The sequence below is a fragment of the Qipengyuania sp. ASV99 genome (assembly GCF_047872805.1).
Lineage (GTDB): Bacteria > Pseudomonadota > Alphaproteobacteria > Sphingomonadales > Sphingomonadaceae > Erythrobacter.
This window is the reverse complement of sequence record NZ_JBLQUK010000015.1, coordinates 1-24,249: the sequence shown is the minus strand read 5'-3', so window position 1 is coordinate 24,249 and position 24,249 is coordinate 1. Positions and strand designations below refer to the sequence as shown.

Annotated in this window: 27 protein-coding genes, 1 tRNA gene and 1 pseudogene; 17 read left to right on the top strand and 12 right to left on the bottom strand. The window is 61.3% G+C overall.

Annotation, left to right across the window (positions count from 1 at the left end):
- Nucleotides 1-234 precede the first annotated feature (234 nt).
- Both ACM64M_RS13625 and ACM64M_RS13620 read right to left on the bottom strand, forming a co-directional pair.
- Complete coding sequence (locus ACM64M_RS13625) at nucleotides 235-1,452, bottom strand: trans-sulfuration enzyme family protein (protein WP_416229255.1); 1,218 nt, start codon at nucleotides 1,450-1,452, stop codon at nucleotides 235-237.
- A gap of 20 nt (nucleotides 1,453-1,472) precedes the next feature.
- Nucleotides 1,473-2,012, bottom strand: coding sequence for a TetR/AcrR family transcriptional regulator (locus ACM64M_RS13620; protein ID WP_416229254.1), 540 nt, complete (start codon nucleotides 2,010-2,012; stop codon nucleotides 1,473-1,475).
- 74 nt (nucleotides 2,013-2,086) lie between these two features.
- Here ACM64M_RS13620 and ACM64M_RS13615 point away from each other — a divergent pair, with 74 nt between their 5' ends.
- The 3 genes from ACM64M_RS13615 to ACM64M_RS13605 are packed head-to-tail and all read left to right on the top strand — an operon-like array spanning nucleotide 2,087 to nucleotide 4,254.
- On the top strand, nucleotides 2,087-2,485 hold the full coding sequence (locus ACM64M_RS13615; RefSeq protein ID WP_416229253.1) for a hypothetical protein: 399 nt from the start codon (nucleotides 2,087-2,089) through the stop codon (nucleotides 2,483-2,485).
- 45 nt (nucleotides 2,486-2,530) lie between these two features.
- Complete coding sequence (locus tag ACM64M_RS13610; RefSeq protein WP_416229252.1) at nucleotides 2,531-3,883, top strand: phospholipid carrier-dependent glycosyltransferase; 1,353 nt, start codon at nucleotides 2,531-2,533, stop codon at nucleotides 3,881-3,883.
- Complete coding sequence (locus ACM64M_RS13605) at nucleotides 3,880-4,254, top strand: hypothetical protein (protein ID WP_416229251.1); 375 nt, start codon at nucleotides 3,880-3,882, stop codon at nucleotides 4,252-4,254. Before ACM64M_RS13610 ends, ACM64M_RS13605 begins: the two co-directional genes overlap by 4 nt.
- Here ACM64M_RS13605 and ACM64M_RS13600 read toward each other — a convergent pair.
- Genes ACM64M_RS13600 through ACM64M_RS13580 form a run of 5 tightly spaced genes read right to left on the bottom strand, consistent with a single transcriptional unit; the run spans nucleotide 4,251 to nucleotide 7,909 of the window.
- Nucleotides 4,251-5,354, bottom strand: coding sequence for a glycosyltransferase family 2 protein (locus ACM64M_RS13600; RefSeq protein WP_416229250.1), 1,104 nt, complete (start codon nucleotides 5,352-5,354; stop codon nucleotides 4,251-4,253). The two genes, ACM64M_RS13605 and ACM64M_RS13600, sit on opposite strands and share 4 nt — an antisense overlap.
- A gap of 9 nt (nucleotides 5,355-5,363) precedes the next feature.
- Complete coding sequence (leuB, locus tag ACM64M_RS13595; RefSeq protein ID WP_416229249.1) at nucleotides 5,364-6,434, bottom strand: 3-isopropylmalate dehydrogenase; 1,071 nt, start codon at nucleotides 6,432-6,434, stop codon at nucleotides 5,364-5,366.
- Between the two features lie 3 nt (nucleotides 6,435-6,437).
- Nucleotides 6,438-7,043, bottom strand: coding sequence for a DNA repair protein RecO (gene recO, locus ACM64M_RS13590; RefSeq protein WP_416229248.1), 606 nt, complete (start codon nucleotides 7,041-7,043; stop codon nucleotides 6,438-6,440).
- Between the two features lie 18 nt (nucleotides 7,044-7,061).
- Nucleotides 7,062-7,313 (bottom strand): accessory factor UbiK family protein, encoded by a 252-nt coding sequence (locus tag ACM64M_RS13585; protein ID WP_416229247.1) that lies wholly within the window; start codon nucleotides 7,311-7,313, stop codon nucleotides 7,062-7,064.
- A gap of 47 nt (nucleotides 7,314-7,360) precedes the next feature.
- Nucleotides 7,361-7,909: a TspO/MBR family protein gene (locus ACM64M_RS13580; RefSeq protein WP_416229246.1), complete on the bottom strand. Its 549-nt coding sequence runs from the start codon at nucleotides 7,907-7,909 to the stop codon at nucleotides 7,361-7,363.
- Nucleotides 7,910-8,307: 398 nt separating this feature from the next.
- On the opposite strand from ACM64M_RS13580, the gene ACM64M_RS13575 reads away from it, so the two are divergent.
- Both ACM64M_RS13575 and ACM64M_RS13570 read left to right on the top strand, forming a co-directional pair.
- Nucleotides 8,308-8,535 (top strand): hypothetical protein, encoded by a 228-nt coding sequence (locus ACM64M_RS13575; protein ID WP_416229245.1) that lies wholly within the window; start codon nucleotides 8,308-8,310, stop codon nucleotides 8,533-8,535.
- Nucleotides 8,536-8,673: 138 nt separating this feature from the next.
- Nucleotides 8,674-9,345, top strand: a complete 672-nt coding sequence (locus tag ACM64M_RS13570) for a DUF6969 family protein (RefSeq protein ID WP_416229244.1) — start codon at nucleotides 8,674-8,676, stop codon at nucleotides 9,343-9,345.
- A gap of 106 nt (nucleotides 9,346-9,451) precedes the next feature.
- Here the strand turns inward: ACM64M_RS13570 and ACM64M_RS13565 are convergent, their stop codons facing one another.
- Entirely contained in the window at nucleotides 9,452-10,207 is a 756-nt protein-coding gene (locus ACM64M_RS13565) for a TlyA family RNA methyltransferase (RefSeq protein ID WP_416229243.1), read from the bottom strand.
- Nucleotides 10,208-10,241: 34 nt separating this feature from the next.
- On the opposite strand from ACM64M_RS13565, the gene ACM64M_RS13560 reads away from it, so the two are divergent.
- The 7 genes from ACM64M_RS13560 (at nucleotide 10,242) to ACM64M_RS13530 (ending at nucleotide 15,269) form a co-directional block, all read left to right on the top strand.
- Nucleotides 10,242-10,796, top strand: coding sequence for a hypothetical protein (locus ACM64M_RS13560; protein WP_416229242.1), 555 nt, complete (start codon nucleotides 10,242-10,244; stop codon nucleotides 10,794-10,796).
- A gap of 550 nt (nucleotides 10,797-11,346) precedes the next feature.
- Nucleotides 11,347-12,426 carry a branched-chain amino acid aminotransferase gene (locus tag ACM64M_RS13555; RefSeq protein ID WP_416229241.1) on the top strand — a complete coding sequence of 360 codons (1,080 nt, stop codon included), beginning with the start codon at nucleotides 11,347-11,349 and terminating at the stop codon, nucleotides 12,424-12,426.
- A gap of 356 nt (nucleotides 12,427-12,782) precedes the next feature.
- Nucleotides 12,783-12,941: a hypothetical protein gene (locus ACM64M_RS13550; RefSeq protein ID WP_416229240.1), complete on the top strand. Its 159-nt coding sequence runs from the start codon at nucleotides 12,783-12,785 to the stop codon at nucleotides 12,939-12,941.
- The gene (locus tag ACM64M_RS13545; RefSeq protein WP_416229239.1) at nucleotides 12,938-13,288 is read left to right on the top strand and encodes a hypothetical protein; all 351 of its coding nucleotides are present in this window, start codon (nucleotides 12,938-12,940) and stop codon (nucleotides 13,286-13,288) included. Before ACM64M_RS13550 ends, ACM64M_RS13545 begins: the two co-directional genes overlap by 4 nt.
- Nucleotides 13,281-14,192, top strand: a complete 912-nt coding sequence (locus ACM64M_RS13540) for a rhodanese-related sulfurtransferase (protein WP_416229238.1) — start codon at nucleotides 13,281-13,283, stop codon at nucleotides 14,190-14,192. The genes ACM64M_RS13545 and ACM64M_RS13540 overlap by 8 nt, the downstream gene beginning before the upstream one ends.
- Nucleotides 14,189-14,818, top strand: coding sequence for a glutathione S-transferase (locus ACM64M_RS13535; protein WP_416229237.1), 630 nt, complete (start codon nucleotides 14,189-14,191; stop codon nucleotides 14,816-14,818). Before ACM64M_RS13540 ends, ACM64M_RS13535 begins: the two co-directional genes overlap by 4 nt.
- Before the next feature lie 58 nt (nucleotides 14,819-14,876).
- A complete protein-coding gene (locus tag ACM64M_RS13530) occupies nucleotides 14,877-15,269 on the top strand; it encodes a hypothetical protein (protein WP_416229236.1) in 393 nt (130 codons plus the stop codon).
- A 2-nt stretch (nucleotides 15,270-15,271) separates the two neighbouring features.
- Here ACM64M_RS13530 and ACM64M_RS13525 read toward each other — a convergent pair whose 3' ends face one another.
- Nucleotides 15,272-16,171 (bottom strand): LysR family transcriptional regulator, encoded by a 900-nt coding sequence (locus tag ACM64M_RS13525; protein ID WP_416229235.1) that lies wholly within the window; start codon nucleotides 16,169-16,171, stop codon nucleotides 15,272-15,274.
- Between the two features lie 145 nt (nucleotides 16,172-16,316).
- Here ACM64M_RS13525 and ACM64M_RS13520 point away from each other — a divergent pair, with 145 nt between their 5' ends.
- Nucleotides 16,317-17,018: a pirin family protein gene (locus ACM64M_RS13520; protein WP_416229305.1), complete on the top strand. Its 702-nt coding sequence runs from the start codon at nucleotides 16,317-16,319 to the stop codon at nucleotides 17,016-17,018.
- A gap of 88 nt (nucleotides 17,019-17,106) precedes the next feature.
- Nucleotides 17,107-17,700 (top strand): FMN-dependent NADH-azoreductase, encoded by a 594-nt coding sequence (locus tag ACM64M_RS13515; RefSeq protein ID WP_416229234.1) that lies wholly within the window; start codon nucleotides 17,107-17,109, stop codon nucleotides 17,698-17,700.
- A gap of 62 nt (nucleotides 17,701-17,762) precedes the next feature.
- Here the strand turns inward: ACM64M_RS13515 and ACM64M_RS13510 are convergent, their stop codons facing one another.
- Nucleotides 17,763-18,650, bottom strand: coding sequence for a DMT family transporter (locus ACM64M_RS13510; RefSeq protein WP_416229233.1), 888 nt, complete (start codon nucleotides 18,648-18,650; stop codon nucleotides 17,763-17,765).
- On the bottom strand, nucleotides 18,647-20,719 hold the full coding sequence (locus ACM64M_RS13505; protein WP_416229232.1) for an NAD(+) synthase: 2,073 nt from the start codon (nucleotides 20,717-20,719) through the stop codon (nucleotides 18,647-18,649). Before ACM64M_RS13505 ends, ACM64M_RS13510 begins: the two co-directional genes overlap by 4 nt.
- 198 nt (nucleotides 20,720-20,917) lie before the next feature.
- On the opposite strand from ACM64M_RS13505, the gene yghU reads away from it, so the two are divergent.
- From yghU to ACM64M_RS13490, 3 genes are all read left to right on the top strand, one after another.
- The gene (gene yghU, locus ACM64M_RS13500; RefSeq protein ID WP_416229231.1) at nucleotides 20,918-21,784 is read left to right on the top strand and encodes a glutathione-dependent disulfide-bond oxidoreductase; all 867 of its coding nucleotides are present in this window, start codon (nucleotides 20,918-20,920) and stop codon (nucleotides 21,782-21,784) included.
- A gap of 81 nt (nucleotides 21,785-21,865) precedes the next feature.
- Complete coding sequence (locus tag ACM64M_RS13495; protein ID WP_416229230.1) at nucleotides 21,866-23,245, top strand: MFS transporter; 1,380 nt, start codon at nucleotides 21,866-21,868, stop codon at nucleotides 23,243-23,245.
- Nucleotides 23,246-23,299: 54 nt separating this feature from the next.
- Nucleotides 23,300-23,374: transfer RNA gene (locus ACM64M_RS13490), tRNA-Gln, on the top strand.
- 570 nt (nucleotides 23,375-23,944) lie between these two features.
- Here the strand turns inward: ACM64M_RS13490 and ACM64M_RS13485 are convergent.
- Nucleotides 23,945-24,031, bottom strand: a pseudogene (locus tag ACM64M_RS13485) (hypothetical protein); the annotation flags it as partial.
- Between the last annotated feature and the right edge of the window lie 218 nt (nucleotides 24,032-24,249).

Here is a 24,249-nt window from a genome sequence, read left to right as displayed (position 1 = left end):
AGGATGGTTAAACCGGCATTATCGGCGTTCCCTGCGGATTTATTAGGTGCCTGCGATTATCAAGGGGATCGTCATCGGACAGATGGCACTTGCCAGTCGTTCCCAATACCCCGGCAGGCTCGGGCTAAAGACCAGCACCGCAAGGTGAGCATTCGGCGGGGTATATGTGCTTGGAAATCGGGGTGGCGGGTCAGGCCCGCTGCCCCGGTTTTTCGCTGAACCGAGGCTAAATCGTCAAAGCCCCGCCGCGCTCAGCGCCGCATCCATATCCTGGATCAGGTCGGCGATGTCTTCCAGCCCGACATTGATCCGCAGCAGGCCTTCGCTCACGCCCATTTCGGCGCGCGCATCCTCGCCCATATTGGCGTGAGTGGTGGAGGCCGGATGGCACATCAGGCTCTTGGAATCGCCGATATTGTTGGAAATATCGATCAGTTCAAGCGCATCGAGCACGGCAAAGGCGCGCGCGCGGGTGCCGACGTCAAAGGCGAAGATCGGACCGGTTGCATCCATCTGGCTGATGGCGAGCGCGTGGGCCGGGTGGCTCGGCAGCCCCGGATGGCGCATTGTTCCCCCGGCGCGAAGGACCCGCGGTTCCAGAAATTCACCCAGCGCCACCGCGCTGCGGCTCTGATGGTGGGCACGCAGAGAAAGTGTCTCCAGCCCCTTGAGCACCACCCATGCGTTAAACGGCGAGATGATCGGCCCGGTGTTGCGCTGAAACGGCATCAGCACCTCGGTCAGCCATTCCTCGCTGGCACAGATCGCACCCGCCAGCACTCGGCCCTGCCCGTCCATCAGCTTGGTCGCGCTGTAAGCGACGACGTCCGCGCCGAATTCCAGCGGGCGCTGCAGCGCGGGAGAGGCAAAGGCGTTGTCAACCACCGTGGTGATCCCATGCGCGCGGGCAAGATCGCAGACAAATTGCAGATCGACGATGTCGAGCGTTGGGTTGGCGGGGGTTTCAAAGAAGAACACTTTGGTGTTGGGCCGGATCGCGGCCTCCCACGCAACGTTGTCGGCGCTGTCGATCACGCTGGTTTCGATCCCGAATCGCGGCAGGAGATTGTCGACCAGCCAGCGGCACGATCCAAACGCCGCGCGCGCGGCAACGCAGTGGTCCCCGGCCGATAGCTGGCACAGCAACGCCGCCGTCATCGCCGCCATCCCGGTCGCCTGAGCGCGGCAACCCTCTGCCCCTTCGAGCAGCGCAATGCGTTCCTCCAGCATCGCAACGGTCGGGTTTTGCAGGCGCGAATAGGTCATGCCCTCGGCATCACCCGCAAACCGATCCGCGACGGTCTGTGCGTCGTCATAGGTATAGCCGGAGGAGAGGAACAGCGCCTCGCTCGTCTCGCCATGCTCGCTGCGCCAGGTGCCGCCGCGCACGGCCTGCGTTGCGGGACGCCATTTCTGCGTGACGGCGCGGTTCATTCCGGTGGTCTTTTTCATGAAGCCAGCCCTTAAAGCGGTCAAAGATCGCTCGCAAGCAGACCTTCGCGGGCGGTGCGCGCATGGCCGACCGTGCCGAGCATCAAAGTGCCCTCGATCAGGGTCAGCAAATAGCGCGACCCGCCAACTGGATCGGGATCATCAACCGGCATCTGCGTTTCCAGCCAGCCCAGCAGCCGCGCCATCATCTGATCGGCGGCGTCCTTGTATCCGGGCACTTCGCGCGCGGCGCCCGCGACAATTTCCCACCACAGCACCAGAAACGGCTGCATTTCAGGCTGGCGGCCCTGTGCCAGAATACGCGCCACGCATTCCTGACGGCTGGCGGGGCGGGTCTGCCCCATGCCCTCCTGAAGCGCGGCGGAATACAGGCCGGCGATATAGTCAAGCAGATCGGAAATCAGCCGCTCCTTATTGCCGAAATGATAGATCAGCATCCTGTCGCTGGTGCCCGCTGCCTTGGCCAGCGGGCGCAGGCTCGCCCCGCCCAGCCCGTGGCTGAGCACATGCGCGGCGAGCAGCGGGAGCAGCGTTTCGCGCGAAAGTCGATCGGTCGCCATTTCCCCTTGTAGCACCTGCTACATAGCGCTATCAAGCGACGTAGCAGTCGCTACATAATTCGCAGGAGACTTCCATGACCCCCACCGAAATTCTCACCATCGCCGGGCTTGCTGCGGGCATCGCCGCTCTGGTCTGGGTGCTCGTTTCAAACCGCATCACCGGAAACGCAATGCTCGCCGCGATGCTCTCTGCAGGCTTTGCCGCTTTTACCGCGGTGCAGATCTGGCAGGACGGGATCGTGATGTTCTGGACCAACCATACGGCCAATCTTACCGGGGTGCAGGTGTGGTGGGACCTGATTATGTGCGTGACGATCGCTTTGTTCCTGATCGCGCCGCGCGCACGCAAGGCGGGAATGAACGTGCTGCCTTGGGCGCTGTTTGTCGCCTGCACCGCCAGCATCGGGCTGCTCGCTATGTGCGCCCGGCTGTTCTGGCTGGAAAAAGCAGCTGCGGAAAAAACTGCAGCATAAACGTGCTTGCTCCGCATCGGGCGCGCCCCTAATCCTCTGCGCCCGATGACAGAGGCCGCAGCCAGACATTTGAAATTGCAGGACGCGCCTGCCGGAGCGCCAACCGCGCCGCCGCATCCCAGCGACCCGCGGCTGTGGTGCGTAATTATCCCCGTGTTGTTCGCGCTGCTTGCCGGACTCAGGCTGACGACCCCCGCCTCGCCCTATTTTGACGAGGTTCATTACCTCCCCGCTGCGCGCGAGCTGCTCTTGTTCTGGGAGGGGTCGGGCGGAGCCTACCTCAACCGCGAACATCCGCTGCTGGGCAAGGAATTGATCGCCTTGGGCATGGCATTGTTCGGCGACAATCCGCTGGGCTGGCGGATCATGTCGCTGATCGCGGGCACCGTGGCGGTCGCGGCGAGCATGCGCGCGCTGTGGCGGGCGAGCCATGACCGGTTTGCCGTGATCGCCTTTGGCGTGCTGCTGGCGACCGGATTTCATCTGTTCGTCCACGCGCGGATTGCCATGCTCGACATCTTCATGGCGGCGTTTCTGGCGCTGGCCGCGTGGCAGTTTGCCGCTGCGATGCGAGAGCCTGAGCGAGGAAGATTGCGGCTTGCGCTGACCGGCGTCTTTATTGGCTGCGCCTTGGCGTCGAAATGGAACGCGGTGCCGCTGGCGATGGCGTTTGGCCTCACCTTTTTTGCCGCGCGCCTTTCGGCCGGACGCCGCCGTTTGTTCACCAGCAAACGCGGCATACCCGTGCCGGGCGTCAGCCTGATCGAGGCGTTCGCGTGGCTTGGCGCGGTGCCACTGGCGGTCTATGCGCTGACCTTTGCACCGGGATATTGGCTGGGAACGCAGTTCCACGCCTCCCCGCTGGCTGAAAACGGCATGATCGGCTTGCACGCCGAAATGCTCGATTTGCAGCAGCAAGTGCTCGCCCCGCACGCCTATCAGAGCACCTGGCCGCAATGGGTGCTGAACACGCGCGGCATCTGGTACCTGTATGAATATGTCGACGGGGCCCAGCGCGGAGTGCTGTTGATCGGCAATCCGCTGACCATGTTGCTGGGGCTGCCTGCGCTGGTCTGGTGCCTTGTCATGGGATTATATCGCAATGATTGGGCGAGGCTGGCCGCCGCGACGGGATATTGCGTGTCGCTGGGCCTGTGGCTGATCGCGCCCAAGCCGGTGCAGTTCTATTACCACTATCTCATGCCGAGCGTGTTTCTGCTCGCCGCGCTGGCCTTGGCGCTGAGCGATCTCAAGGTAAGCGGGCGTGACCGGTGGGCTTACACGGTGCTGGCAGGGTCAGCGGGAATGTTCGCGCTGTTCTACAAAATCCTGACCGCCGCGCCGCTCGCTGGCCCGATGAGCTTCGCCGACTGGACCTGGATCGCGGGGTGGCGGTGACACAGCATTTCGCAGTTCTGTTGCTGGTTAGCGCTCAGGCGGTGGAAAATGATGATTTCAATTGTCCCTCCCAACGGGGGCAAGTGATTTTCGAAGACGGGTGGGTCAATGCCGTCCCCAGCGATGTCGGCCAGCTATGGCCGGACGGGACGACTGTCGATTTCGTTTGCGCGGTCAATGCGACGGGACGTTTCACCGATTGCAAATTTGCCGTGCGCCCGACCGACCCACCGATGTCAACCGCGATCATTCGATCGGTCGAAGCAGCAATGCCTAGAATCATACAGTATATCCGTTCGGACACGCCGAACCAGCGGTGCGTGGCAAGCAAGCTGAAGTTCGATTTCAAGGAAAGCACAATGCCTTCTTAAAACCGCCCCCAAACAAACCGGCTCGATAGCGCGTAATTCCACACCGATCCGATCAGGATACCCGCCAGCGCGGCGAGCGCCCAGAACAGACCTTCGCTTTGTAGCAAGGTCGCCACCGCGACATTGGCAAAGGCCCCCACTGCGCAGGTCAGGCAGAACCCGATCCAGCCGCGCAGCACCGCGCCCCAGCCTTTCAGCCGCTTGTCGCGATAGGTCAGCCAGTTGTTAAGCCAGAAGTTGAAGCTCATCGCGCTTAGCACCGCGACCGCTTGTGCGACGGTGAAGCTTTCCTCAAACACGAACAACAAGGCGCTCAGCACCGCCATATGGACAATCACGCCGAGCGCGCCGACCGTGCCGAACAGCGCGAAGCGGGTCGGGATAATCCGGCCCAGCACCTTGTCATACAGCCCAGCCAGAAAATCGAACAATATGGCGCGGTCCAACTTGCTTTGCCCTTCCCGCCTTGCGGCGAATTGCAGGGGGAATTCTTTCACTGTCATCGGCGCGCCCAGAATGCCCGGCGCACTCGCCAACAGATCGAGCAATATCTTGAACCCGATCCCCGACAGCCGCGGCACCAATGCGCGCGCGGCGGCGGCGGGAAGCATGAAATAGCCGCTCATCGGGTCGGTCAAAGCCACGCCCGTGATCCGCCGCGCGGCCGCATTGGCAATGCCCGACAGCCGCTCGCGCTCCGGCTCTGCCCAATCCGCAGTGCTCGCCCCTTCCGCAAAACGGCTGGCCACGCAGATTTCGGCTTCTCCTGCTTTCAGCGCAGCCAGCATGGGCGGGAGCAGCGCGGGGTCGTGCTGATGATCGGCGTCCATTACCGCGACAAACGGCGCGGCGGTGGCGCAAAAGCCCTCAATCGCGGCGCTCGCCAGACCGCGCCGCCCGATCCGCTGGAGTACCCGTACGCGCCGGTCGGTCAGCGCGATGGCGCGCGCTTCGTCGGCGGTGCCGTCCTTGCTGTCATCATCGACGATCAGCACTTCCCAGCCATCGGGCCCCAGCGCGCGTTCGATCCGATCGACCAGCGGGCCAAGATTGCCGCGCTCGTTAAGCGTCGGGAGGACAATCGCCAGTTCGAGCGTCATGGCAGGATCTCAAAGCCGCTCCAGCACCGCCGCGCCAATCGCCTCGGTGCCGTGCGCCCCGCCCAGATCGCCGCCGCGAATGCCGTCTGCCAGCGCCCTTTCCACCGCGCCTTCGATCCGCGCGGCTTCCGCCTCCAAGCCAAACGAATGGCGCAGCATCATCGCGGCTGACAGGATCGTCGCCATCGGATTGGCTTTGCCCATGCCGGCAATGTCGGGCGCGCTGCCGTGGATTGGTTCGTAAAGGCCGAACAAGCCCTGCCCGACGCTTTCCCTGGTCGGGCGGTCGCCCATGGATGCGCTGGCGAGCAAACCAATCGAACCGACGGCCGCGCTGGCAAGGTCAGACAGTATGTCTCCAAACAGATTGCCCGTCAGAATTACCCCGAACTGGCCCGGATGGCTGATGATCTGCATCGCAGCATTATCGACATACATATGCGACAATTCGATATCGGGATGCGATCCCGCGGCATCCTTGACCGTGTCGCGCCACACCTGCCCGGTTTCGAGGACATTGGCTTTGTCCACGCTGCACACCCGGCAATCCTTTCCGCGCGCCGCGCGAAAGGCGACCTGAGCGATGCGGCGCACCTCGGTTTCGCTATAGGACATCAAATCCCAGCCCTCGCGGCTGCCATCCAGCGCCGCGCGCACGCCTTTTTCGCCGAAATACACATCGCCGGTCAGCTCGCGCACGATCAGCAAATCCATTGTTGCGGCCACTTCGGGTCTGAGCGGCGAGAGATGCTCCAACCCTACAAACACCTTCGCTGGGCGCAAATTGGCAAACAGGCCCAATTCCTTGCGCAGGCCAAGGATCGCCTGTTCGGGACGCAAATGCCGGTCAAGCGCGTCGCAATCGGGATCGCCCACCGCGCCAAACAGCACCGCGTCGGCTTCGCGCGCCATAGTCAGCGTTTCGAGCGGCAGCGGATGGCCATGGCGTTTGTAGGCGATTCCGCCGACATCCCCTTCGAACAGCGTCATTCCAGGCAACGCCAGGGCGCCGAGCACGCGCACCGCCTCGCGGGTCACTTCGGGACCGATCCCGTCGCCGGGCAATACGGCAATCTTCATGGCCTATCCTTCGATCATCCGCGCCAGCCGTTCACCCAGCGCGGTGCGCGCGGCCATAACATCGCGGGCGCGCTCGGCAAGCAGGTAGTCGCGGATCGGGCGATGCAGCGCGCGGAACGCGGCGAACTGAGCGGCGAAGTCGCCCCCCATATCGGGCCTTTCTCCGCCATAGCCAAGCTCGCGCAGCAACATCGCTTCATAAGCGACCATCGCCGCCAACCAGCCGCGAGCGGACGGCGCATGGCAGATCGCAGTAAGCAATCCGTCGAGCGCGGAATAGAGCGCAGGATAGGGGTAACGTTCGGGCAGTGTGCTGGCTGCTAATGCGCAGGCCCACTGGATCGCGGCGGCGGGCAGCGGCTCGGTCATCCAGGGCGCGCGGCTATGGGTCAGTTCGATCCGGGCAAAGGGCAGTTGGTTGGCGGAGCGTGACCGCAGTTCGACCTCCACCGCATTGCCGGGGATCATAACCGGGCGCAATTGCCGCCCGCGTCCGCCCGCGACATAGCCCGCGACAAGCCCGTGCTCCTCAGTCAGCAGCCGGACAATCGCAGCGGTTTCTGCATGCGCGCGAGTGGCAATGAGTATGGCGGGGGCGCGCAGGTTCATCCTCGCGCCTGCACCTGACTATTTGCCCGAAAGCTTCGCCTCTAGCGCCGCGACCTTGGCTTCGAGCGCATCGGCCTGTTCGCGCGCCTTTTGCGCCATTGCCTTGACCGTGTCGAATTCCTCACGGCTGACAAAATCGACCCCGCCCAGCGCCTCACGCATGCGTTCACGCGCGCTTTCGCGCGCTTCGCGGGTCATACCGGCCATGGTGCCTGCCGCGCTGTTGGCGAGTTTGACGAAGTCGGCGATGATCGGGTTTTCGCTTTGCATGATCTGTATTTGGGAGAGCTTGAGCGACTTGTCTAGGCCGGTTTTGCCTACAGCGTCACTTCGATCGCAGCGCCGCTGCCTTCGGTCACGCCGCCATCGGGATTTTCGGCAATGAATTGATAGTTGAGCACGCCCGCAAAGATCGCCCATGCGAGATAGGGTAGCAGCATCAGGGCAGCGATCCGGCGCACTTGCCAGAACACCGCGATCACCGCGATCAGCGTAACGACGGCATAGATCAGCACATACAACCCGCCCCACATGTTCTGCATTCCAAAGAACACCGGAGTCCATGCCAGATTGCCGATAAAATGCAGCGCAAAGACGATGATCGCCAGCCCGCGCCCATGCGCGCCCCACGCGCTGACCACCAACGCCAGCGCAAGACCGATGACAACGTAGAGAATACCCCAGACAATCCCAAAAACAGCAGGGGGCGGAAAGATTGCAGGCTTGGTCAGGCTTTGAAACCAGACGGTCTGGGGGCTACCAAGCTGCCCAGCGGCGAAGCCAAGCAGCACGATCAGCGGCACCAGAAACAGCGCCCAGCGCATAAAGCTGGCGCGCAATTGCGCCTTGGAAGCCAGAAAATTCATTGTTTCTCCCGCTCCGCCCCGAAGATTTTTCAGCCGAAAAATCAACAAGACTTGCCGTGTCCGAATCCCGAGCCGCCCCGATACACCAGCAGGCCGAAAGCGCCAATCACTCTGCCGCAGCATTTGCCAAGCAAGCGCCTTTGCCTGCTCGGTTTTTGGGTCAGACATGCGGCAAAATTGCGGAAAGATGAATAAGTGCATGTGCGCCTGCCCATCATTGTGATAGCTTCGCCACATTCTTGCCGTGATTCGGAGCGCTGTTCGGCAAGAAGCTTCCACCCGCGCTCCATCTAACCAACTGGAGTCACAGCCGAAATGGCCAGACTTCACTGAGGGGAACGATTTAATGAAAAAGACCAACTTTGCATCGATGCTCGCCGTCGCTGGCGGTCTCGCTGTTGCTACCGCTGCTTGCTCGGCTCCTGCTGAAGAAGCTGCAACCGAAGCGGACACCACTGCTGTTGCTGATTGTGCCGCTGCTGCTTGCGAAGGCGCATGCTGTGCCGCTGCTTGCGAAGGTGCATGCTGTGCCGCTGCATGCGAAGGCGCTTGCTGTGCCGCTGCATGCGAAGGCGCATGCTGTGCCGCTGCTTGCGAAGCAGCCTAAGCTTAACGCATCTGCGTGAATATCCGGCCGATGGCAGCGCAAGTTGCCATCGGCCGTTTTGCGTCCGGCGCAGGCTCAAAAACCAATTGGCAAATGTGCTTTGGGCATAAATTGTCCTTTTGAAACTTCGCCTTGGGATCGCTACAACATCGCCACCATGACAATTGCACCCATCACCCAAATCAAAGCCGCTCATATCGTTATCGAAACCATCACCGCGATGGCGCTGGAACAGCGCCCGCTGATGCTGCGCGTGGTGCCCGAAAATGGGGCGAATTTCTGGACGCATTATCCCAAAGCCGACGCGCGGGACGAATTTTGCCGCGCGCGCTGGTATTATCACGTTCATGCGCCGGGAGATCGCGACCCGGAAGAGCACGGCCATTTTCACCTGTTTCTGCACCGGACGCAGCTTCCCGAGGGACTGGAGCCCAAGGTCTGGCCGCCGCAGCGCGAGGAAGCGCGGGCGCATGTGACCCATCTGATCGCGCTGTCGATCGATACACGAGGGATTCCGCGCAGCTGGTTCACCGTAAACAGGTTTGTGACCAATGAATTTCTCTATCCGGCGGATGTGATGATCGAGCATCTGCCCCGCTTTAACGTCGACCACACCAAGGAAGACGATCTGGTCAACCGCTTTGTCACCGCGATGGTCGCGCTATACCGCGATGAAATCGCCGATCTGATCCGTCAGCGCGATGCCCGCCATGCAGAACTGATTGGCGAGCATGGCGAAGTCGTGGCCTATGAAAAGGCGAGCGGAGCTGAGGTGCTGTCGTACATCCCGATTGATCTCGATGAAAAGATCGGGTCGCTGGAGTTGTGATGTCCGCACGCCATCCGGCGTGCGAAATCCTCGCTCATTCGACCTGAAGGTCGCATCGCTGCGGGCGGCCAGTCGGCCTTGCGGGCCTGCGGCCCGAAGAATTGAGCTATTGCCTGATAGCGGAAATCAAAAACTCAACATTACCCTGAGGGCCGGTGATCGGACTTTCGACAATCCCTTCAATATCCCAGCCAAGCCCTTCGAGCCATTGCGAAACTTCATCGCACACACGCGCGTGCAGCGCCGGATTGCGGACCACACCGCCCTTGCCCACTTCTTCGCGGGCGACTTCGAATTGCGGCTTGATCAGCGCCACCAGGCGGCATTGCACCGCAGCCAGTTCGAGTGGGCGTTCGAGCACTTTGGCTAGGCTGATGAAGCTTGCATCGCACACCACCCAATTGCAGTCGCGGGTAATATGGTCGCGCGTCAGGATCCGCGCGCTCGTCTGTTCGAGAACCGTGACGCGCGCATCCTGCCGCAGTTTCCACGCGAGCTGGTTGGTGCCCGAATCCACCGCGAAAACATGGTCGGCTCCGTGGGTCAGCAGCACATCGGTGAACCCGCCGGTGGACGAGCCCACATCCATCGCCACCGCGCCCGCCGGATCGAGGCCAAAGTGTTCGATCGCATGCGCCAGCTTGATCCCGCCGCGGCTGACCCAGGGGTGATCGCGCCCGCGCACTTCGAGCGGCGCATCCTCGGCCACCGATTGACCGGGCTTGGCGACCTTCTCCTCGCCCGAAAACACCAGCCCCGCCATCACCAGCGCCTGCGCGCGGGTGCGGCTTTCGGCCAACTCGCGCTCGACCAGCAGGTGATCGACGCGCTTCTTTTTCGAGGATTTCGGCGGTTTGGTCATGGACGCTTCAGCCGATAGCGCGCATTTAGGGCGCATGAAAGCGACATACCTTCACGCCGCCGGCGCCATAGCGTTGACCTTTGGCCTCGCCGCCTGCGTTTCGGCGCCAACACCTGCGCCTGTCCCGCCGCCGGTGGTGCGCCCGGCCCCAACACCAACGCAAATGCCGCCCCCGGTGGTGCAGGAGCCGCGCTACGACAATTTCCTCGACGCGCCGCAAACGCCGGGGGTGTGGGAATATGAAGTCAGCGATTCCGGGCCAGTCGCAATCTTCATTACGGCAAACAGGGGCGACCAGTTCATCATGGCCTGCGACCGCCAACGCGGCCAGATTGAACTGTTCCGTTCGGGGACCGCCGCTTCACCGCGCGCAATGATTATCCGCACAGAGACCGCCACACGCCAAATGCAGGTGGTGCAAGTCGAAGACACCAACCCTTATCTGAACGCAGATATTGCGGTGAACGACCCGATCCTAGACGCCATGGCGCTTACCAAAGGCCGCTTTGCTGTCGAGGTCGAAGGCGAACGCACGCTCTATCTGCCCGCCTGGGCCGAGGTGAGCAGGGTGATCGAGGATTGCCGATAGGTCGGCTATTTCCTGATTCTATACGTTAATATCCACAGGCTTATGCGCAGCCTGTCCACATCCTGCCAACAGGCATAAAAAACGCCCGGGTTTCCCCTAGGCGGCGGTGCTGCGCCGTTTTGCGCAACGATCATCGATTATGACGTGGGAAAAGATAATTACAAGTCTTGCACGCGCGAATCACATGATTCAAAACAGCACTTGAGGCCAGCGGCGAACGCGGCTCTCGGCCCCCGGTGATACGGCGAGGTCTTGGCTATCTAGCGCGAAAGGAGGTGATCCGATGTCTCATGGTTCAGTAGCGAGGTCGGTGAAGATCCCTACGGAGCATATTCGGTAACAGTCTCCTTACCGAGTGAGGTTTCGTGAGCGGCACTTCCTGGCCGCTGACCATGAAAGGGCGTTTCCACCCCCGTTTTCATCTGGCGGGCTGGAAGCGCCCTTTTCATTTTTTCTTTTCGAAGGCGCATCCGCGCTTGCGGGCCTGTGGCCCGAACCAGCTATGGCCAATATTCTTGCTCTTGGGGGCGCTCCTTACTAATCGCCGGATATGCAATTCGAGAAAATCCCCCACCCCTCGCCCACACCCGATGCCGAGCGCGAGGCGCGCATTGCCGATCCCGGTTTTGGCAAGGTCTTCACCGATCACATGGTCACCATCGATTTCGATGAAGATCAGGGCGGCTGGCATTCGGCGCGGATAGGTCCGCGCGAACCCATTGCGCTCGATCCGGCGGCGAGCGTGCTGCATTATGCGCAGGAAATCTTTGAAGGGATGAAGGCCTACCGCCACCCTGACGGCAGCCTTGCGCTGTTCCGCCCCGACGCGAATGCGCGGCGCTTCAACGCCAGCGCGCGGCGGATGGCGATGCCCGAGATCCCCGAGGAGCTGTTTCTTGAGGCGGTGAAACTGGTGGTGAAAACCGACGCCAACTGGATGCCCGATGTTGAGGGCGGCTCGCTTTATATCCGCCCCTTTATGTTCGCATCCGAGGCGTTTCTGGGCGTGCGTCCGGCGAAGCAATACAAATTCGTCGTGATCCTCGTTTCCAGCGGCAATTACTTCAAGGGCGGCGTGAACCCGGTGAAGATTTGGGTGTCGCAGGATTACGTCCGCGCCGCCCCCGGCGGCACCGGCGCGGCCAAGACCGGCGGCAATTACGCCGCATCGCTTGTGCCGCAGGCCGAGGCGATTGCCCAAGGCTGCGATCAGGTGGTGTTCCTTGATGCGATCGAGCACAAATGGGTCGAGGAATTGGGCGGCATGAACCTGTTCTTCGTGCGCCGCGACGGCAGTGTCATCACCCCGCCGCTCACCGGCACGATCCTGCCCGGCATCACCCGCGACAGCCTTATCGCCATGCTGCGCGAGGAAGGGCTTGAGGTGCGCGAGGAGCCTTACTCCATCGCCCAATGGCGCGAGGAAGCCGAAAGCGGCGAGCTGCTCGAAACCTTGGCTTGCGGCACCGCGGCGGTCGTCACCCCGGTCGGCACGGTCGCCTCCCCCGCCGGAGAATTCACCATCGGCACCGGCGGCATCGGCCAGATGGCGCAGAAGATGCGTGAAAAGCTGACCGGCGTGCAGAACGGCACGGTCGAGGACAAGCACGGCTGGGTGATACGGGTTTGATCTGTGGGTGATCCGCTTGCACCATCGATTTGGCGAAGTTCAAGCGCATTCTTGTTCCTCTGCCTGCTTGGGGCGGCCGCGCTGTTGGCCGCCTTGTGGTACGTTCAAGGTCGACCGATGAAACTGGGCGGAGAGGCACTCGTCGGAGAAATCCAGTGGAGAGGTTCCGTTTCGACAAGGACACACCCAATACCCGCAATCTGGGTAAGAATCCCGGACGGGACCACGCATCAGATAACCCTGACAGTTGAACAATGGGGACGTTGCCCGGTAGGTGCGAAGATTGAACTCGAAGAATTCAACGGCAAAATGAGAAGCGTGTCTGATGGATGTCTGCCCGGCAGTCGCCGGACAGAATGACTTTCGATCCCATCCAAGTCGCCGCGCTCTACAAGTTCACGCCTTTCCCCGATCCTGCCTCGCTGCGCGAGCCGCTGCTCGCCGCGTGCAAAGAGCTGACCGGCGTGCAAGACGGCGCGGTCGAGGACAAGCACGGCTGGGAGATGCGGGTTTGACAGACTTAAGCGAATTGCAGCCACTCGGCGGGAGAATTTCTCCTTCAACGCTCGGTTTCTATCTGGTCATGCTGGCATTGGCGGCAATCCTTGGCTTCTATGTTTGGAACGAAGCCGGAAGATTAAAAACCCCGCCACGCTTTGAGACGGCACAAATCGTAAGCTTCTATGGAAACGGCAAAGGTGCAGTCGTTCTGACAAAAGATGGCGGAGAACAGCTTGTTCGCGGACGCGCCAGCGACTTCGCGGGATGTAAGGTGCAAGGCCAGATTAGGCTCGAACGCCGCGACGACGAATACCGAGTTGCGATCGATGGATGTAGCGTGGACAGGTTGACCAATGACTGACTCGATCCAAGTCGCCGCGCTCTACAAGTTCACGCCCTTCCCCGATCCCGCAGCCCTGCGCGCTCCGCTGCTCGCCGCGTGCGAAGACGTTGGTGTCAAGGGCACGTTGCTGCTCGCCAAGGAAGGCATCAACGGCACCATTGCGGGAACCGACAACGCCATTGCCGCCGTGCTCGATCATATCCGCGCCCTCCCCGGCTGCTTCGATACCGAGGTCAAATTCTCGCACGCGCCCGAAATGCCGTTCCACCGGATGAAGGTGCGGCTGAAGCGCGAGATCGTCACCATGGGCGAGCCCGATATCGATCCGCGCCACAGCGTCGGGCGCTATGTCGATCCGCAGGACTGGAACGCGCTGATCTCCGATCCCGGCACCGTGGTGATCGACACGCGCAACGATTACGAAGTGGCGGTCGGCACGTTCGAAGGCGCGGTCGATCCGGCCACCCAATCCTTCCGCGACTTTCCCGAATGGTTTCGCGCCCACCGCGAGGAATTGCTCGCGGGCAAGAAGCGCGTCGCCATGTTCTGCACCGGGGGCATCCGCTGCGAGAAATCGACCAGCTTCCTGCGCTCCGAAGGGATCGAGGACGTGTTCCACCTGAAAGGCGGCATCCTCAAATATCTCGAACAAGTGCCGCAGGACCAGAGCAAGTGGCAGGGCGACTGCTTCGTCTTTGATGAGCGTGTGACGGTGCGCCACGGGCTCGAACCCGGCGAATACGGCCTGTGCCGCGCCTGCCGCCGCCCGATCAGCGCAGCCGACAAGGCCAGCGCCGCGTTTGAGGAAGGCATCAGCTGCCCGCGCTGCATCGACGAGAAAACCGCAGAACAACGTGCCCGCTATGCCGAGCGCCAACGCCAGCGCGAACTGGAAAATGCGCGCAGCAAGGACGGCGGGTGAGCGCGCTGCCGATCCTCTATTCGTTCCGCCGATGCCCCTATGCGATGCGCGCGCGCATGGCTTTGTGGATCGCCGGAATTGTAGTGGAACTGCGCGAGGTCAAACTTGCCGACAAGCCACCGCAAATGCTCGAAGCGAGCCCCAAGGGAACCGTGCCGGTGCTGGTCCTGCCCGGCGGCGAGGTGATCGATGATAGCATCGCGGTGATGCGCTGGGCGCTCGCGCAGAGCGACCCCGAAGGCTGGCTGGCGGGCGATGATGCTGCATTGATCGAATTGGCAGATGGGAAGTTCAAGCACCATCTCGACCGCTACAAATACCCAAACCGCTACGAACCCGACGGGGTGGACCACCGCGCCGAGGGGCTGGCGATCCTTAAACAATGGGACGCGCGTCTAGCCGCGCAGGGTCAGATGTGCAGTGCCACCCGCACCTTGGCCGATGCGGCGCTGTTTCCCTTCATCCGGCAGTTTGCCAATCACGACCGGGACTGGTTCGACGCGCAGGATTTGCCGCATCTGCACCCATGGCTCAAGACGCACCTGGCCAGCGATCTCTTCGCCAGAATCATGCCCAAATTCGTGCCTTGGAAAGCGGGCGATCCGGCGATCCGATTTGGTCCATGACGCTACGGCAAGCCGGGACTTAACCGAAGCTTCACCAAAGCTGGCTAATGCAGACTTGATGAGCGTAACAGCAAATTTCTATTCGTCAGAGTTGATTGAGCCGCGCTGCGAGATTCATTTCGCCTGCGCGGGATTCTGGAATCCTGAGACGATGCGGCGGTTTCTGGAAGAGCTTAATCAGAAAACTCTTCCTCTCATCAAGGCCGGCAAACCGATCTACGCCTTGGGCGATTTCACCGACGCTTTGCCGCAGGACCGCGAAACCGCCGATCTGGTGGCGGACCACCTTGCCAATGCCCGCAAGTTCGGGCTGCAACGCGTGGCGATTATCAATGCAACGGCGCTGATGAAAATGCAGTACAAGCGGGTCAGCAAGGGGCTCGAAGTGGAATTCTTCGACGATGTGAGGACTGCCGAACGCTGGCTGCGCGAAAACCGCGACTTCATATAGGCTCAGGCCCTAGCTGCTAAGCCATCCCGAAAGGCATCGATCAGCCAACTGGTTGCCGGGCCAAGCCGCGTGTCGCGGCGCCATAGCGCGCTTAGTTGATAATGTGCGCCCGGCCGTTCGGGCAGGTCCAACTCCACCAGCGCGCCCGAGGCGAGATCGCTCGCCACCATCTCGCGCGGCATATTGCCCCAACCCAGCCCCGCTTTCAGCAAAGTGTGCTTGGCCCCAAGATCGCCCAGCCGCCAGGTCAGCGGGCTGAGGACGGAAAATTCGCGCCCCTCGGTGCGGCGTGATCGGTCCGACAGCACGAGTTGCAGATGTTTGCGGCTTTCTCCCGGCACAATGCCGCAGCGTGCCAGCGGGTGGTCGGGCGATGCAACCGGGATCAGGTCCACCGCGCCCACCGCCTGCCGTTCCAGCGCCGCTTCCTCACCGATAATCGGGCCGCCGATGGCAAGCTGAGCGCCTTCGTCCAGCAAACATTCGACCACCGCGCCGAGCCCTTCCACCCGCAGCCGCAGCGCGACCGTCGGGAATATTGCGCGGAAATCGCGCAGCACCTGCGCAGTGACCTCGCCCGGCAGCATCACATCGAGCACCAGACCAAGATTGCTTTCAAGCCCAGCGTGGAGCGAGCGGGTCTTGGCGAGCAGGCCATCGACCCGGTCCGCCACGGCGCGCGCTTCGGCCAGCAGCCCCTCACCCGCTTCGGTCAGCACCGGTTTGCGCGAACCTTCGCGTTCAAACAGCGTGACCGCCAACTGCGTCTCCAATTGCGCAATGCCGTAGCTGATGGCGGAGACCGCGCGTCCCATCCGCCGCGCCGCGCCGCCAAAGCTGCCAGCCTCCACCACTTCGATGAAGATGCGCAATTGATCGAGACTGGGATCACCTAGCTTCATGCGGGTTATGTTCGAATATTCCGAACATTTTGGCAAGTTTTATCGCAGTTTTCCGGCAACCATCTGACGCCTATCTCCATCTCAACAGAGCGAGCCTCTATCCCGAGGCCACTCCGGCAACAGGAGAAACGCCATGAACGAACCCATTATTGAACTGCGCCCCTTTGGCACGCTTGGCGCGGCCAAGCACGGTTGGCTCGATGCGCATCACCACTTTGCCTTTGGTGGATATCACGATCCCGCCCGCGTCCATTGGGGCAGCCTTCGGGTGTGGAACGACGACAAGATTGCGCCGGGCACGGGGTTTCCCACGCATCCGCACAGTGACATGGAGATCATCACCTATGTCCGCACGGGCGCGATCACCCATCGCGATTCCATGGGCAATGAAGGCCGCACCGAAGCAGGCGACGTGCAAGTGATGAGCGCCGGGAGCGGCGTGCGCCATTCGGAATACAATCTGGAAGGCGAGGACACCACGCTGTTCCAGATCTGGATCATTCCCGATCAGCGCGGCGGCGAACCGAGCTGGGGCGCGAAGCAATTCCCCAAAGAGCCCCGCGCCGGAGCCTTCGTCCCGCTCGCCAGCGGAGTCGTGAATGACGACGACGCGCTGCCGATCCGCGCCAATGCCCGCGTGCTTGGTGCGACGATCAAGGCCGGTGAAAGCGTGACTTATACGCCCGCCTCGGCTGATCGGCACCTCTACCTCGTGCCCGCCACCGGCAAGGTGCGCGTGAACGATGTGGAGGCCAGCGCCCGCGACGGGGTTGCGATCACCCAGCTGGCAGAGGTGCAGATCACTGCGCTCGAAGACAGCGAAGTGGTGCTTGTCGACGCTGCCTGATTGCCTTCCCTCGGGGCCGACCGCATTCCCCCTCCCTCTCTCCTGCGGTCGGCCCCACCCCCTCTCACCCTCCACAGGAGCATTTCCCATGTCCAATATCCTTCACATCACCGCCAGCATTCGCGGCGACGAAAGCGTTTCCAATGCCCTAGGCAACCGTCTGGTCGAAGGGCTTGTCGCCAAAGGCGGGGCCAGCGTCACCCGCCGCGATCTTGCCGCCAACGACCTGCCCTATGTCAGCGCCGAACGTTTCGCCGCAAACCTCACGCCGATCGACACGCGCACTCCCGATCAAACGCAACTCGCGGCCATCGCAGATACGCTGATCGCAGAACTTCAGGCGGCTGACACCATCGTGATCGCCAGCCCGGTCTACAATTTCGGCGTGCCCGCGACGGTGAAGGCCTGGGCCGATCTGGTCGCACGCGCGGGGACCACGTTCCAATACACCGAAACCGGGCCAGTGGGCCTGCTCACTGGCAAGAAGGTCTATCTCGCCATCGCATCTGGCGGGACGCCGATTGGCAGCGAGATCGACTTCATGTCACGCTGGCTTGTGTTCTTCCTGGGCTTTCTCGGGATCAAAGATGTCGAGATCATCGCCGCCGACGGGATCATGGGCGCAGACGGTGCCGACAAGATCGCGGCGGCGCATGAAAAGGTTGGGCAGTTGATCGCCTGATCAACCGCTGACTTACTCAAGCTCGCCGGGCGCTTTGGTTCAGCGCCCGGCGAGCCTTCCATTCAGATCCGCGGGCGCACCAGCAGCGGTTTGAACAGCTTGCGGCTGGGCCGCAGCACGATAATCGCAACGCCGCTCATCGCAACCCCCGCTCCAGCTAACAAGCGCCAACCAATGGGATCGCCGGTCAGCCACGCACCAAAGCCGATGGTGAGCAGCGGGGTCAGCAGCGTCAGCGGCACGATCAGGTTCGCATCGTGCAATTTCAACAGTTTGAAGTAGGCCGAATGCGCGCCCACCGACACGATCAATCCTGCAAACACCACGCAGCCGGCGACTTCCCACGGCGCGGCAGTAACCGCAGCCATCTGCCCGCTTTCAAACGCCAGCGTCATCGGCAGGATCGCGGCAATGGAAATCAGTGCCGCCCATGCCTGCAATGCCGCCGAGCCAATCTCCAGCCGTTTGACGAACACCGACCCCAGCGCGCCGAGCAGCGCCGAGGCGAAAACAAACGCAAGGCCAATCCCGCTTTGCGAACCGGCAGGCGATCCAATCGCCATCACCACACCGCCAAGCGTCAGGGCCATGCCGATCCCGCGCCGCCAGCGCACCTCTTCCTTGAGGAACAGGATCGCGAACAGCACCGTCAGCGGCGCACCCGACAAATTGACGATCCCGGCTGCCGAGGGCGAGGCGGTCTGCAGCCCGATGAACAGCAGCGCGAAGGATCCGCCGCTGATCGCAAAACCGATGAGCAGAACGCGCCCCAATTGCGCGGGCAGCGGGCGCAGCAGCGGAAACAGCACCGCCACCACCAGCACCGAACGCAGCACCGTGTAGAACAGCGGCGGAACGCCGAAATCGTCGACCGCAAGTTTGCTTACAACCACGTTCAGCGCCCAGACGATGTTGCAGGCAAGCAATATGGCGAGGGTTGATGCGTTCACGGGTTCAGCACGTCAGGCGGCAGATTGTCGCGCAGGTCCTTCAACCACACATCGGCCACCGCGTCGCTGGGCGCGCGCCAGTCGCCGCGCGGAGACAGCGCCCCTTGCGAAGAGACTTTCGGCCCATTGGGGATCGCGCTGCGTTTGAACTGAGAGAAGGCGAAGAAACGCCTCAGGAAGTTTTCCAGCCAGCGGGCGATTTCCGCCAGATGATACTCGTTCTTGCGATGCTCGGGAAAACCGGCGGGCCATGCTCCGGCCGCCGCTTCGCGCCACGCATGCCACGCCAGAAAGGCGATTTTGCCCGGACGCTGGCCAAACCTGATCGTGTGATGGAGGAAGAAATCGTTGAGTTCATAGGGGCCGATATGCGCCTCTGTGTCCTGGATTGCTCCATCTTCTCCGGCGGGCACGAGTTCGGGCGAAATCACCGTATCGTACACCGCCGTCAGGACTTCGCCGCATTGTTCGGAGAATTGCTGCGTCGCCACTGTCCAGCGGATCAGGTAACGGATCAACGTCTTGGGCACGCCCGAATTGATGCCGTAATGGCTCATGTGATCGCCCACTCCGTAGGTGCACCAGCCCAGCGCCAATTCGGACAAATCGCCCGTCCCGACGACGAATCCCTGGTGCTGGCCAGCGAGACGGAACAGGTAATCGGTGCGCAGGCCCGCCTGCACGTTCTCGAACGTCACGTCGTAATGCGGCTCGCCCTTGGCGAAGGGATGGCCCATGTCTTCCAGCATCCGGTTGGCGGCGGGGCGAATGTCAATCTCTTCGGACGTGATGCCAAAGGCTTCCATCAGCTTCCATGCGTTGCCTTTGGTCATGTCAGAGGTGGCAAAACCGGGCATGGTGTACCCGCGAATGGTGGTCCGCGGCAGGCCCAGCCGGTCGCAAGCTTTCGCCGCAACGATCAGCGCATGGGTGCTGTCCAGCCCGCCCGAGATACCGATCACGAGGCTCTTGGCCTTGGTCGCCTGAATACGCCGCATCAGGGCATCGACCTGAATATTGAACGCCTCGTAACAATCCTCGTCCAGCGTCTTGGCGTTGCTGGGCACGAAGGGGAAACGCGCAACGGGTCGGATCAGGCCGACATCGCCCGCCGTATGAGCATGTTCGAACACAATCTTGCGGAAAGTATCTTCGGGCCGGCCATGGGCCTCTGCCGCGTCGGAAAAGGTCTGGTTGCGCATCCGCTCGCCCGCGATCCGGTCTGTGTCGATGTCGACCACGCAGAGTTCCGGGTCGAGGTCGAAGCGCACGCTTTCTTTCAGCAATCCGCCAAGCTCATAGATCACGCCCTGCCCGTCCCATGCCAGATCGGTGGTGCTTTCACCGTGACCGCTGGCAGAATAGACATAGGCGCAGATTGAGCGCGAGCTGCTCGACCGGCAATGCAAATGGCGATCATCGGCGCGCCCGATCGTGACGGGCGAGGCGGAAAGATTGCACAGGATCAGCGCCCCGGCGAGCGCCGCCAATGTCCCCGGCGGATTGGGTGCCCAGAAATCCTCGCAGATTTCCACGCCAAAAGTGAAGCCGGGCAAATTCGCCGCCGAGAATATCAGATCGGTGCCAAACGGCACTTCATCTCCGTTGATGCCGATCCACAAATCCTGGCAATTGCGGCCATGCGCGAACCAGCGCTTTTCATAGAATTCGCGGTAATTGGGCAGATAGCTCTTGGGGATCACGCCGAGCACTTCGCCCCCCGCGATCACCACCGCGCAATTGTACAGCTTGGCGTTGCGGCGCAGCGCTGCGCCCACCACCAGCACCGGCGTCAGATCCGCGCTCGCCGCTGCAATCGTGCCAATCGCCGCTTCTGCCGCATCGAGCAGCGCGTTCTGCAAATGCAGATCGTCAATCGCATAGGACGACACGCACAGTTCGGGATAAACCACCAGATCGACATTCTGTTCATGCGCGCGCCGCGCCTCTGCCAGCACGCCTTCGACGTTATAGCCTACATCGGCGGTGCGAAGCGAAGGCGTCGCGGTTGCCACCCGGACAAAGCCGTGGGCGTGCATGTCATAGAATGGATGCGATGTTTCGGCCATGATGCGCGGGCGCTCCGGTTAGCTTTCGCCCCCGCTCTAGCGACAAAGCGGGCGGCTTCCTAGGGCTATGGAAAGCCTGACTTTCCGCGTTGACAGCGAAACCATGCGCGCGCGCAGTTGCGCAATCGCGGGCAAAGCGCCAATTGGCTCGGCAAGGGAGCGTCAGGAACATTCCTTCCCATCACAGGAGACACGCATATGTCCGATCCCACCTACATCCCGCCAACAATCTGGGACGCCGACACTGTTTCGGGCGGCCGCTTTGCGGGGATCAACCGCCCCACCGCCGGTGCGCGTGAGCAAAAGGAGCTGCCGCGCGGCAATAATCCCTTCCAGCTCTATTCGCTCGCCACGCCCAATGGGGTGAAAGTCACGGTCATGCTCGAAGAATTACTCGAACTCGGCCACAGTGGCGCCGAATATGACGCCTTCACCGTCAACATCAGCGACGGGCAGCAATTCACCAGCGGCTTTGTTGACATCAATCCCAATTCGAAAATTCCGGCGCTGGTGGATGCCAGCGGTGAGCGCGAGTTCCGGGTGTTCGAATCGGGCGCGATTCTGGTCCATCTGGCGGAGAAATTCGGCGCATTCCTCCCCAGCGATCCGGCAAGGCGCGCAGAGGTGCTGTCATGGGTGTTCTGGCAGGTCGGCACCGGCCCCTTTATTGGCGGCGGGTTTGGCCATTTCTATGCCTATGCGCCGGAAAAATACGAATATCCGATCAACCGCTATGCGATGGAAGCCAAGCGCATTTTCGACGTTGCGGACAAGCGCCTCGCAGAAACGCGCTTCCTTGCGGGCGACGAATACACCATCGCTGACATCGCCAATTTCCCGTGGCTGGCCCCGTTTGTAGCCGGCACGATCTACAACGAGGCAAAGACCTTTCTGTCGATAGACCAATACACCAACGTCGCCCGTTGGGCGCGCGAGATAGCGCAGCGTCCGGGCGTGCGGCGCGGGCGACTGGTCAACAAGGTCTGGGGCGATGAGGATCAGCAGCTCGCGGCGCGTCATTCAGCGGCAGATTTTGACGGCAAGAACCTCGATTTCACCTTCTGATTCTTCGATTGGACCGGGTTACGAAATGGGCTGGAAGTTTAACCGCTTCCGGCCCATTGTCGCGGTGAAGAGGATCAACGCTTGGCCGCTGAGCCGCATGAGAAAATCCGCCTGAAGGAAAAGCTGGGCTACGGCGTCGGCGATGTGCCTTCTGGCCTCTATCTCAATTTCTTTGGCGCCTATCTCTTGTTCTTCTTCGTCGATCTGGGCGGAGTGGCACCGGCAGCCATGGCGCTGATGATGCTGCTATCGCGGGTGTTCGACGCGGTCACCGATCCGATCATGGGCGCAATCAGCGACCGCACGCGCACGCGCTGGGGACGGTATCGGCCCTATCTGCTGTTCGGCGCGGTGCCGTTTGGCATCACCGGCTTTGCCATTTTCGCCGCGCCGCCAATGTCGACGGGCTGGCTGCTGGTCTGGGCCTATGTGACTTATGGCCTTGCGATGCTGGCATTCACTGCGGTCAATGTGCCCTATTCCGGGCTATTGGGGGTCATCTCACCTTCGGCCAAGCAGCGGGCAAACGTCACGGCATACCGCATGTTCTTTTCCGGCCTGGCAGGGATCGTCGTCGGCGTGCTGGCCACAACATTGGTGCGCGAGCTTGGCGAAGGCGACGAAGCACGCGGGATCATGCTGACAATGGGCATCTTTGCTGCTGTTTCAGTGTTTATCTTTTGGACCACATTCGCCGCCACCAAAGAACGCATTCCGGCGGCAGCGACCAACAATTCCATCAGCGGTGACCTGGGAATTCTGGTGCGGACCGGCGCGTGGATCGCGGTGGCGGTGTCGGCCGTGTTCGGTGTGTTGTCGATCTCCAGCAGGGCATCGACCGCGCGGTTTTTCTTCAAATATGTCGCTGGGGATGACGGCGCTCCGGTGTTTCTGTTTCTCGACCGTTTCGGTCTGTTTCTGACCGCTTTGGCGCTGGGTCAGGTCACCGGAGTGATCCTTGGCTATAGGCTTCAAAGCCGGTTTGAAAAAGCGCATCTGATTATCTGCGGCGGAACATTGAAGATTATCGGCATCATCGCCTTTGCAAGCGTGCCGCTGGATGCCGTGTGGCCCCAGACTATCGCACAATATCTGGTCGGGATCGGGTTTGGCTTCTTGATGGTTCTGGCCTTCTCAATGTTCACCGACATCGCCGAATATATCGACTGGAAATCGGGTCAGCAGATGACGGCGCTGACCGTTTCCGCGTCGATTTTTGCAGTGAAGATCGGCATGGGGTTAGGCGGCGCGCTGCCGGGGTTGGTGCTCGATCTGACCGGCTTTGTCGCAGGCGCACAGCAAAGCGCCGGAGCGATTGCGGGTATCCATTTTGCCTTTGCCGTGATGCCCGCGCTGATCCTGATCCCAGCCGGGGCGGCTATGCTGTTCTACCGGTTGGATCACAAGACCATTGCTACGGTCGAAGCCGGTCTGGCTGGGCGGCGAGCGACTTCTGAATAACCAACCATACACCCTTCACATCTGCGCGGGAACCGCTATACGACGCCGCTCTGTTGGGGTGTAGCCAAGTGGTAAGGCACTGGTTTTTGGTACCGGCATGCGCAGGTTCGAATCCTGCCACCCCAGCCATTCTTGCACAGAACCGCGAACCATGGTTTGTCGGCTCTGGTCACTCGCCTCAATCCCCTTAGCTGCTTCAGCGAGAGTGGATTTGTGACCGCCGATGAAGATGTCGTTTTCTCCAACTACAACGATCTTGACGAAATTGCGCACATACCTGCGCAAAATATTAATGTCCGAGCTTAACAGGTTCTCCTTGATCTTGGTGGCCAATTGCTCGGCATCATCCAAAGAGATTGGCTTGCTTGATCCTTCCAAGAGTGACTGCTGGGAAGAGATATGTTGCTCTAGCTCCCGTCGTTCATGATTGAGCTTCGAGAGGCGCTCTCTTGTCCCATCCTCAGTCAGCCCCATGGTTTCGATGGCTTCGTAAAGGTTGTCGATCCTGCTCTTTACGCCACGAAGATGATCTTTGAGAGCTTTGATCCGCTCAGACGCTTCCGCTTGACCATCAGCTTCAAACTCGGCGAATGCTTTGACAATTGCTTGAAGCCTGTCGGGCTGAAGAACATCGTCGCAGATCGCGCTGATCACGATCTCGTCAAGTTCGTCTTCGCGGATTGTGATTGGCTTTTCGGCGGGACATTCGCCACGGATGATCCGGTTGGAGCACTTGTAGTAGCGGTGCACTTGACCGGTTCGGCTTGTTCCAGTCGCAAGTTGCAACGGCGAATGGCAGTCCGGGCATCCACAGTAGGCAATCCCGCCAAGGAGTACCGCACTCGTGGTTAGGCGCGGAGCGGTCTTGTTTGGTGCACGATCGCGAAGTGCCTTTTGGACCGAAAAGAACTGCTCCTCTGTAATGATTGAACCGCCCCGGGATTGTCGGAGGCTCCAACTCTTGAGTAGATGGAGTCCTTATGAGCAAGACAACGAACAAGTTT

What these genes read in the sequence shown, in the direction of transcription:
- ACM64M_RS13625 (WP_416229255.1), bottom strand. Translation starts at nt 1,452, where the DNA reads ATGAAAAAGACCACCGGAATGAACCGCGCCGTCACGCAGAAATGGCGT.
- ACM64M_RS13620 (WP_416229254.1), bottom strand. Translation starts at nt 2,012, where the DNA reads ATGGCGACCGATCGACTTTCGCGCGAAACGCTGCTCCCGCTGCTCGCC.
- ACM64M_RS13615 (WP_416229253.1), top strand. Translation starts at nt 2,087, where the DNA reads ATGACCCCCACCGAAATTCTCACCATCGCCGGGCTTGCTGCGGGCATC.
- ACM64M_RS13610 (WP_416229252.1), top strand. Translation starts at nt 2,531, where the DNA reads ATGACAGAGGCCGCAGCCAGACATTTGAAATTGCAGGACGCGCCTGCC.
- ACM64M_RS13600 (WP_416229250.1), bottom strand. Translation starts at nt 5,354, where the DNA reads ATGACGCTCGAACTGGCGATTGTCCTCCCGACGCTTAACGAGCGCGGC.
- leuB (WP_416229249.1), bottom strand. Translation starts at nt 6,434, where the DNA reads ATGAAGATTGCCGTATTGCCCGGCGACGGGATCGGTCCCGAAGTGACC.
- recO (WP_416229248.1), bottom strand. Translation starts at nt 7,043, where the DNA reads ATGAACCTGCGCGCCCCCGCCATACTCATTGCCACTCGCGCGCATGCA.
- ACM64M_RS13585 (WP_416229247.1), bottom strand. Translation starts at nt 7,313, where the DNA reads ATGCAAAGCGAAAACCCGATCATCGCCGACTTCGTCAAACTCGCCAAC.
- ACM64M_RS13580 (WP_416229246.1), bottom strand. Translation starts at nt 7,909, where the DNA reads ATGAATTTTCTGGCTTCCAAGGCGCAATTGCGCGCCAGCTTTATGCGC.
- ACM64M_RS13570 (WP_416229244.1), top strand. Translation starts at nt 8,674, where the DNA reads ATGACAATTGCACCCATCACCCAAATCAAAGCCGCTCATATCGTTATC.
- ACM64M_RS13565 (WP_416229243.1), bottom strand. Translation starts at nt 10,207, where the DNA reads ATGACCAAACCGCCGAAATCCTCGAAAAAGAAGCGCGTCGATCACCTG.
- ACM64M_RS13560 (WP_416229242.1), top strand. Translation starts at nt 10,242, where the DNA reads ATGAAAGCGACATACCTTCACGCCGCCGGCGCCATAGCGTTGACCTTT.
- ACM64M_RS13555 (WP_416229241.1), top strand. Translation starts at nt 11,347, where the DNA reads ATGCAATTCGAGAAAATCCCCCACCCCTCGCCCACACCCGATGCCGAG.
- ACM64M_RS13550 (WP_416229240.1), top strand. Translation starts at nt 12,783, where the DNA reads ATGACTTTCGATCCCATCCAAGTCGCCGCGCTCTACAAGTTCACGCCT.
- ACM64M_RS13540 (WP_416229238.1), top strand. Translation starts at nt 13,281, where the DNA reads ATGACTGACTCGATCCAAGTCGCCGCGCTCTACAAGTTCACGCCCTTC.
- ACM64M_RS13530 (WP_416229236.1), top strand. Translation starts at nt 14,877, where the DNA reads ATGAGCGTAACAGCAAATTTCTATTCGTCAGAGTTGATTGAGCCGCGC.
- ACM64M_RS13525 (WP_416229235.1), bottom strand. Translation starts at nt 16,171, where the DNA reads ATGAAGCTAGGTGATCCCAGTCTCGATCAATTGCGCATCTTCATCGAA.
- ACM64M_RS13515 (WP_416229234.1), top strand. Translation starts at nt 17,107, where the DNA reads ATGTCCAATATCCTTCACATCACCGCCAGCATTCGCGGCGACGAAAGC.
- ACM64M_RS13505 (WP_416229232.1), bottom strand. Translation starts at nt 20,719, where the DNA reads ATGGCCGAAACATCGCATCCATTCTATGACATGCACGCCCACGGCTTT.
- yghU (WP_416229231.1), top strand. Translation starts at nt 20,918, where the DNA reads ATGTCCGATCCCACCTACATCCCGCCAACAATCTGGGACGCCGACACT.